At 68.5% G+C, this 7,817-nt stretch carries 8 protein-coding genes and 1 tRNA gene; 6 read left to right on the top strand and 3 right to left on the bottom strand.

The features are described 5' to 3' along the window. Positions 1–2,626, bottom strand: a 2,626-nt coding sequence (aceE, locus tag A5773_RS17995) for a pyruvate dehydrogenase (acetyl-transferring), homodimeric type (protein WP_067791924.1), incomplete at its 3' end; no start/stop codon positions are given. A 185-nt stretch (positions 2,627–2,811) separates the two neighbouring features. Between aceE and A5773_RS17990 the strand changes: the two genes are divergently transcribed. The 4 genes from A5773_RS17990 to A5773_RS17975 all read left to right on the top strand — a co-directional run bounded on the left by A5773_RS17990 (position 2,812) and on the right by A5773_RS17975 (position 4,490). Further along, positions 2,812–3,393 (top strand): hypothetical protein, encoded by a 582-nt coding sequence (locus A5773_RS17990; protein ID WP_082948295.1) that lies wholly within the window; start codon positions 2,812–2,814, stop codon positions 3,391–3,393. 92 nt (positions 3,394–3,485) lie between these two features. Beyond that, positions 3,486–3,908 carry a DUF3052 domain-containing protein gene (locus tag A5773_RS17985; protein WP_066951594.1) on the top strand — a complete coding sequence of 141 codons (423 nt, stop codon included), beginning with the start codon at positions 3,486–3,488 and terminating at the stop codon, positions 3,906–3,908. Next, complete coding sequence (locus tag A5773_RS17980; protein ID WP_066951596.1) at positions 3,908–4,369, top strand: peroxiredoxin; 462 nt, start codon at positions 3,908–3,910, stop codon at positions 4,367–4,369. Before A5773_RS17985 ends, A5773_RS17980 begins: the two co-directional genes overlap by 1 nt. Positions 4,370–4,415: 46 nt before the next feature. Then, a tRNA-Val gene (locus A5773_RS17975) sits at positions 4,416–4,490 on the top strand. Positions 4,491–4,656: 166 nt separating this feature from the next. Here A5773_RS17975 and A5773_RS26570 read toward each other — a convergent pair. Continuing rightward, positions 4,657–6,096: a site-specific integrase gene (locus A5773_RS26570; RefSeq protein ID WP_232001880.1), complete on the bottom strand. Its 1,440-nt coding sequence runs from the start codon at positions 6,094–6,096 to the stop codon at positions 4,657–4,659. 30 nt (positions 6,097–6,126) lie between these two features. Then, entirely contained in the window at positions 6,127–6,756 is a 630-nt protein-coding gene (locus tag A5773_RS17965; protein ID WP_156744882.1) for a hypothetical protein, read from the bottom strand. Positions 6,757–6,816: 60 nt separating this feature from the next. On the opposite strand from A5773_RS17965, the gene A5773_RS17960 reads away from it, so the two are divergent. Both A5773_RS17960 and A5773_RS17955 read left to right on the top strand, forming a co-directional pair. After that, positions 6,817–7,074, top strand: coding sequence for a helix-turn-helix domain-containing protein (locus tag A5773_RS17960; protein WP_082948294.1), 258 nt, complete (start codon positions 6,817–6,819; stop codon positions 7,072–7,074). A 1-nt stretch (position 7,075) separates the two neighbouring features. Continuing rightward, entirely contained in the window at positions 7,076–7,774 is a 699-nt protein-coding gene (locus A5773_RS17955; protein ID WP_067791919.1) for a hypothetical protein, read from the top strand. Positions 7,775–7,817: the final 43 nt, after the last annotated feature.

Below are 7,817 nucleotides of genomic sequence, written 5' to 3'. Positions count from 1 at the left end.
GGCGCGCGGCGGGCCGGGTGTCCGAGAAACCGAAGCCGTCGGTGCCCAGGGTGACGAAGGTGCCGGGCACCCATGGCCGGATCTGCTCGGGAACGGCGCGCATCCAGTCCGACACCGCGATCACCGGGCCGCCGGCGCTCGACAGCACCTGGGTCACGTAGGCGGTCCCGGCCGGCCGGTCCGGGTGACGCAGCTTCGCCTTTTCGACGGCCACGCCATCGCGGTTGAGCTCGCCCCAGCTGGTCACCGACCAGACGTCGGCGGCGACGTCCCACTCGGCCGCCAACATCTCGGCCGCCTGCAGTGCCGACGGCATCGCCACCCCGGAGGCCAGGATCTGGGCCGTGTTCGCGCGCTGCTCGGTCGCGGCGCGGTAGCGGTAGATGCCCCGCAGCACGCCCTCGGGATCGAAGTTCTCCGGCTCCGGCGGCTGCACGTACGGCTCGTTGTAGATGGTGATGTAGAAGTACACGTCCTCGGGGTTGTCGCCGAACATCCGCGCCAGCCCGCTTTCCACGATGTAGGCGATCTCGTAGGCGAATGCCGGGTCGTAGGCGACCACCGCCGGGTTGGTGCTGGCCAGCAGCAGCGAGTGGCCGTCGGCGTGCTGCAGGCCTTCGCCGGTCAGCGTGGTGCGCCCCGCGGTGGCCCCGAGCAGGAAGCCGCGGGTCATCTGGTCGGCGGCGGCCCACAACCCGTCGCCGGTGCGCTGGAACCCGAACATCGAATAGAAGATGTAGATCGGGATCATCGGCTCGTTGTGCGTCGCATACGACGTGCCCGCCGCGATGAACGAGCCCACCGAGCCCGCCTCGTTGATGCCCTCGTGCAGGATCTGCCCGACTTCGCTTTCCTTGTAGGCCAGCATCAGTTCGGCGTCGACCGCGGTGTACAGCTGGCCGAGGCGGTTGTAGATCTTCAGCGACGGGAACCACGAGTCCATGCCGAACGTGCGCGCCTCGTCGGGAATGATCGGCACGATTCGCGGGCCAACCTCCTTGTCCCGCAACACTTCCTTGAACGTGCGCACGGTCGCCATGGTGGTGGCGACCTCCTGGGTGCCCGAGCCCTTCTTCAGCGCGGAGTAGATCTCGCGGCCGGGCAGCTTGAGCGCCTTGGCCTTGGTGCGGCGCTCGGGCAGAAAGCCGCCGAGGGTGCGGCGACGGTCGAGCATGTAGCGGATCTCGGGGGCGTCGGGTCCGGGGTGGTAGTAGGGCGGCAGGTAGGGGTCCTCGTCCAGCTGCGCGTCGCTGATCGGGATTCGCATGGAGTCCCGGAACCACTTAAGGTCTGCCAGCGCAAGCTTTTTCATCTGGTGCGTGGCGTTGCGGCCCTGGAAGTGCGCGCCCAGCGAGTAGCCCTTGATGGTCTTGGCCAGGATCACCGTCGGCTGGCCCTTGTGGTCGACGGCGGCGCGGTAGGCGGCGTACACCTTGCGGTAGTCGTGGCCGCCGCGCTTGAGATTCCAGATCTCGGAGTCGGTCATGTTCTCGACGAGCGCTTTGGTGCGCGGGTCGCGGCCGAAGAAGTGGTCGCGCACGTAGGCGCCGTCGTTGGCCTTGTACGTCTGATAGTCGCCGTCCGGGGTGGTGTTCATCAGGTTCACCAGCGCGCCGTCGCGGTCGGCGTGCAGCAGGGCGTCCCACTCGCGGCCCCAGACCACCTTGATGACGTTCCAGCCCGCCCCGCGGAAGAACGACTCCAGCTCCTGGATGATCTTGCCGTTGCCGCGCACCGGGCCGTCGAGGCGCTGCAGGTTGCAGTTGATGACGAACGTCAGGTTGTCCAGGCCCTCGAGCGCCCCGACGTGCGCCAGCCCGCGGCTCTCCGGCTCGTCCATCTCGCCGTCGCCCAAGAAGCACCACACATGCTGGTCCGAGGTGTCCTTGATGCCCCGGTCATGCAGGTAGTGGTTGAACCGCGCCTGGTAGATGGCGTTGAGCGGGCCCAGGCCCATGGAGACGGTGGGGAACTCCCAGAAGTCGGGCATCAGCCGCGGGTGCGGGTAGGACGGCAGCCCGCCGCCGGCATGGCTGTGTTCCTGGCGGAAGCCGTCGAGCCGATCCTCGGTGAGCCGGCCTTCGAGGAAGGCGCGCGCATAAATCCCCGGGGACGCGTGGCCCTGGATGAAAATCTGGTCGCCGCCGCCGGGATGCGATTTGCCGCGGAAGAAGTGGTTGAAGCCGACCTCGTACAGCGCGGCCGACGACGCGTAGGTCGAAATGTGGCCGCCGACGCCGACTCCGGGGCGCTGGGCGCGGTGCACCATGATGGCGGCGTTCCACCTGATCCACGCCCGGAAGCGCCGTTCGACGTCCTCGTCGCCGGGGAACCACGGTTCGAGTTCCGTCGGGATCGTGTTGACGTAATCGGTTGACGTGAGCGACGGGATGGCGACGCGCTGCTCGCCGGCCCGTTCCAGCAGCCGCAGCATCAGGTACCGCGCCCGCGCCGGCCCGGAGCGCTCCAGCAGTTCGTCGAACGACTCCAGCCACTCCGAGGTCTCTTCGGGGTCGATGTCGGGCAGGTACGACGCGACGCCTTCCCTGATCACCCGAACGCGGTCGGGTTCGCTTGCGCTGCTAGGGGTTTTGGCCAGATCGTGGCGCGCGAACTCGGTTGTCAACGCACTGCTCCTGTAGTTGGCGGGGCTTGTGCCCTCGGGGTGCTGTGCACCGTCTCCCTCTATCGTGCCGCACCGGCGTCGGCCGGGGCCAGCCGACGTCGGATAGGTGGCGCGGGTTCACCCGGGGGACACGAACTCGCGCGTAGCGGGACGATCGGCAAAGCCAACCGGTAACGTCAGGAGCCGTGCTCATCGGATGGCGTGCCGTCCTTGCGGGGGGCTTTCCCAGGCGAGGCGCTCTGGCGCTCGGGTGTATTGCGGCGACGCTGATGGGGATCGTGGGGTGTACCACCGTCACCAACGGCACGGCCGCACCCGACACCCAGGTGGCCCCGGCCTATCGGCAGTCGGTGTCCGCGTCGGTGTCCGCGTCGTCGGCGACGTCGCGGGTCCGCGAGTCGCAGCGGCAGCAGTCGCTGACCACCCGGGCGGTGCGCACCTCGTGCGACACGCTGGCCACCACGAGCAAGGACGCGATCGACAAGGTGAACGTCTTCGTCGGCGCGTTCAACGCGGGCCGCGGCACCGGTCCCACGGAGGGCCCGGCCATCGACGCGCTGAACAACAGCGCCGACACGGTGAGCAACAGCTTCAACGATGCGCTGTCCCAGCAGCTGAAGGACGCGTTCAACTCGTATATCGACGCGGCCCGCGGGGTGGCCAACGCGATCGGCACCCACGCGGCGACGGGGGAATTCAACCGGCGGGTGGACCGGCTCAACGACGCCAAGACGAAGGCACTCAAACTTTGCCTGGCGTCCTTCTGAGGTGCCTCGTGAGGCGCGAGTGTCGACGCGGTTGCGGCTGTGCGACGATAATCCCCATCGCACGGCGCTGGACGGATTAAGGAGGCTCCACGGTGGTCGCGGCGGATAACGCCTCGAGCTACGCTCGCAAACTGGGCATCCAACGAGACCAAGTTGTCCAGGAATGGGGCTGGGACGAGGACGCCGACGACGAAATCCGCGCTGACGTCGAGGAAGCGTGCGGCGCCGAGTTGCTCGACGAGGACACCGACGAGGTGGTCGACGTCGTCCTGCTGTGGTGGCGCGACGGGGACGGCGACCTGGTGGACACCCTGATGGACGCGATCGGCCCGCTGGCCGAGGACGGCGTGATCTGGGTGCTGACCCCCAAGACCGGCAAGCCCGGCCACGTGCTGCCCGCCGAGATCGCCGAGGCCGCCCCCACCGCCGGCCTGATGCCGACCTCCTCGGTCAACCTGGGCGACTGGAGCGCCAGCCGACTGGTGCAGCCGAAGTCCCGAGCCGGGAAGCGTTGATGCTGCCCGTCGGCGCCACCGCCCCGGACTTCACACTGCGCGACCAGAACCAACAGCGTGTCAGCCTGAGCGCCTACCGCGGCGCCAAGAACGTGCTGTTGGTGTTCTTCCCGCTGGCCTTCACCGGCATCTGCCAGGGCGAGCTGGATCAGCTGCGCGATCACCTGCCGGACTTCGAGAACGACGACAGCGCGGCACTGGCCATCTCGGTGGGACCGCCGCCCACGCACCGGATCTGGTCGCTGGAGAGCGGATTCACGTTCCCGGTGCTGTCGGATTTCTGGCCGCACGGCGAGGTCAGCCAGGCCTACGGCGTATTCAACGACGAGGCCGGCTACCCCAACCGCGGCACCTTCGTCATCGACCGCTCCGGCGTGATCCGGTTCGCGGAGATGAAACAACCCGGCGAATCCCGCAACCAGCGGCTCTGGACCGACGCGCTGGCTGCTTTGCAGGGCTGAGAGTTTTGGGTACTCGGGCGTGGTGCGTGTAGCCTGCCTCGGGCACGGGCGCGTAGCTCAGTGGTAGAGCTCTGGTTTTACACACCAGCGGTCGGCGGTTCGATACCGTCCGCGCCCACCAACGTTTACGCCGTTCAGCGCCATAATTGGCGATGATCGCACCGGCCGGACGGGCCGGTGATCAGGGCCAAGTTGCCACGAAGTCACCAACGGGTCCGTGTTGCCAACAGCGCCGACAACAACGGACCCCCGACCAACCAAGGCCGGGGGTCCGTTTGTGCTGCCGGTCAGCCGAACAGCGCCGACCCGGCCGCTTGCAGCTCGGCGGCCTTGACGTGGGTGTAGATGCGCAACGCAACCTCGGGCGAATGGCCGTGCCACGCGGCGACGACATGGGGCGCGACGCCACGGTCAAACATCAGGCTGACGCTGGTGTGCCGGAGTTCGTGCAGGGTGATGTGGCGTAACCCGGCCCGCTCGCGCAACCGCTGGAACGTGTCCGAATACCATTCCGGCCGAACGGGTGTGCCGTCCTCGCGCACAGCCACCAGGCGGTCGTCGGACCACCTGACACCGAGGGCCATCGCCTCGCGCTTCTGCGCTGTCTTGAGCGCCCGCAGCGCCGCCACCACGTCGGCCGGTAGCGGCAGATTGCGGCGACTGCGCTTCGACTTCGGGTCGCCCTCTACCGCCTGGCCGCCGACGACGACCCGGCCGCGCCGGACCGACAACATGCCGGTGTCGAGATTGATTGCGCTCCACCGCAACCCGACCACCTCACTGCGGCGCATCCCGTAGAGCGAGCACAGCCACAGCCCGAACAGCCGATCATCGGCCACCGCCGCGCGGAACGTCTCGGCCTCGGCCAGCGACCACGCGCGCTCGGCGTCGCTGTCGTCGTCCTGGCCGTCGGCGTCGTCGGCGTCGCGGTCCTTCGGACGGTCCACCAGCGCAACGACATTGCGCGCCAGCACGCCCTGGTCCACGTAGGACTGGACGACCATGCCGAGCGTGGTCAGGGTGGACCGGACGGTCTGCGGTGCCAGGCCGCGTTTCTCGGCGGCGGCGGCGGCAGTCTCGGGCTGCGTGGGTGCGTACACACCGCGTTGTAGCCGGGCGACCCGGCCAGCCCGCAGCAGCGCCGACAGCGCGGTGTGAACGTCGCCGGGCAGCGCCGCGCACAGCTCGGCGGCGGTGATCCCGTCGGGGTGCTCGGCCACCAGCGCGACCACCCGGCCCGCCAGGCTGTCGGCCCGGTAGTGGCGGTGATCGGTGCGCGCCTCGGTGAGCATCCATGCCACCAGGCCATCAACCTCGGCCTTGGTGAGTTGTTGCAGTTTGCGCCCGCCGAGGTGGCGGACAACGGGCCGCAGGTCCATGTCATAGCCGTAGACCGTCACGCGCCGGATACCGCGCCGACCGGCAAGCCACGCCTCGCACGCCTGGGACACCGTGATGTCAGTGGGCCGGTTGTAAGTGCCCGCCGCCACCTCAGAACTGATGCGGCGCAACTCTTTTCGCGCCTCGGTCTTGGTGCGGTAGGTGAACTTGCGCCGGTCTCGGCTGCCGTCGGGCTTGGTGCCGAGGTCAAGCTGGAACCAATACGTGACGGTGCCGTTCTTGGCGGTGTGGGTGTTGATCGGCTCGGCGCGGCGGGTGCGCTTGGCGGCGGTGTCCTCGGGCTGGTCGGCGTCGGCGGGCTGTGGGTCGGTCTCGGTGGTGGTCATGTCGGTGGTCTCCTCGGTTGTGGTTGTGGGTTAGTCGGTGTCGCTGGTGTCGGCGGCGGGCTGTGGGTCGGCGGCGGTGGCCCAGTCGCGGCGCAGGAAACCCCGCCGCTTGGCCTCGGCGATCCACCTATCGACGGCGGGCAGCGAACCGCCGAGCCGGTCGGCGACGTACTCGCGCGGTGATTCGCCGATCTCGCGCGCCCACAGCAGCAGCCGGGCCACCTGGCGGTAGTGGACGTCATCGAGCGCGTGTCCTCGGCCGCGCTTGCGCCGACCGGGTGGCTCGGCGTCGGGCCGTTGCAGGCTGGTCTGGTCGTAGACGTCACCGGCCAGCGCCACGCCGTGCTCGCTCAAGATGATGAACCGCGCCGCCGCCTTGGCCAGCCGCCTTATCGGTATCTGCCGGATCGTGTTGGGGTCAATCTCGGCGGCGTCGTCGTCGCTGACTAGCTGTAGTTCGACCAGGCGCGGCGTTGGCCTGCTGTTGTCGATCCGCACTCGGTAGCGGTGGGCGTGTCCGACCAGCGGAATCTCGATCAGGCCGTCGGTAGTGCCGGGGTGGCCGGTCACGCGCCGGATGGCCTCGGGGATCACGTCACCCTTGATGGGCCGGTCAGCGGGGGTAGCAGGTCCGCCCTTGTCGGGTTTATCGGTAGGCACGGATAAATGATAGCGCGAATGCTGTGGCAATTATCAATATTCCCGTACATAGTTGACGTCATGGCTGACCTGATAACCCGAACCGACCCGCCCGGCAAGGCCGCGTGCCCTGTCGTCAAGCGCGGACCCGTCACGGTGGACTATTTGCGCCACCACCCGACCGTTTCCGCCGAGCAAGCCGGGATGCTGCTCGGAGTGTCGCGGACATACGCCTATGAGCTGGCCCGCGCTGGGCAGCTGGAGTCAATCATGTTGGGCGACAAACGTATTCGCATCAAGAGCGCGAGTCTGCTGCGACTGCTGGGCGAGGACGCCTGACATGGCGTCACCCTTTGCCGTCGCGGCCGATGCTGCGCCGGACATGCCGGACTCCGACGCCGAGGTGCTGCCCGCGCCGCTGGCCGCTGCCGATGCCAAGCGGCTGGACATGAAACTGCGCCTGATGGCGGGGACCACCCGCGAGAACTTCGCCAAGCTGGCCGAACTGGTGGACCAGGCCAAGCACGGCCAGGTGCACCTGGCCCTCGGGTTCGTCAGCTGGACCGCCTACCTGGCCGACGCCGTGGGCGGTCAGCTGGAACTGACCAGCGACGCCCGCCGCGAGGTGGTGGCGCTGATGGCCGGTGAGGGAATGTCGTTGCGCGCCATCGCGACCGCGACGGGCGTATCCAAGGACACCGTGCACCGCGACCTCGGTCAGGTGTCGCACCGTGAGACACCTGACGACGCCGAGGATTCCGACGACGACAGCGAGGCCGAGCCCGCACCGCCGGTCACCGGCCTGGACGGGAAAACCTACGCCAAGCGCAAGGACCGCCACGCCGCGCAGCCGCTCACGGCGACGTTCCGGCGGCGGTTGGAAGCGAGCCGGGTGGCGGTGATCAAGCTGCACAAGACCGCCGAGGCCGACACGTTCGACCCCGCCAGCCTGGCCGACGACGCCGAGGCCATCCGCTCAAAGATCGACGCCGTTATCTCGGCCCTGACCGAGGTCCGCGCGCAGCTCGAAAGTGTCTGACCCACAGCCACAACCTGATCCGGTCGCTACCCCACAACCACGC

Origin of the sequence: Mycobacterium sp. 852014-52450_SCH5900713 (assembly GCF_001667075.1) — a bacterium.
In the GTDB taxonomy this organism is placed as follows: domain Bacteria; phylum Actinomycetota; class Actinomycetes; order Mycobacteriales; family Mycobacteriaceae; genus Mycobacterium.
This window is presented reverse-complemented; position numbering and strand designations above follow the sequence as displayed.

Bases quoted from the DNA above. Each gene is read 5' to 3' on its own strand.
- A5773_RS17955 (WP_067791919.1), top strand. From the start codon at position 7,076: ATGGCGTCACCCTTTGCCGTCGCGGCCGATGCTGCGCCGGACATGCCG.
- A5773_RS17960 (WP_082948294.1), top strand. From the start codon at position 6,817: ATGGCTGACCTGATAACCCGAACCGACCCGCCCGGCAAGGCCGCGTGC.
- A5773_RS17980 (WP_066951596.1), top strand. From the start codon at position 3,908: ATGCTGCCCGTCGGCGCCACCGCCCCGGACTTCACACTGCGCGACCAG.
- A5773_RS26570 (WP_232001880.1), bottom strand. From the start codon at position 6,096: ATGACCACCACCGAGACCGACCCACAGCCCGCCGACGCCGACCAGCCC.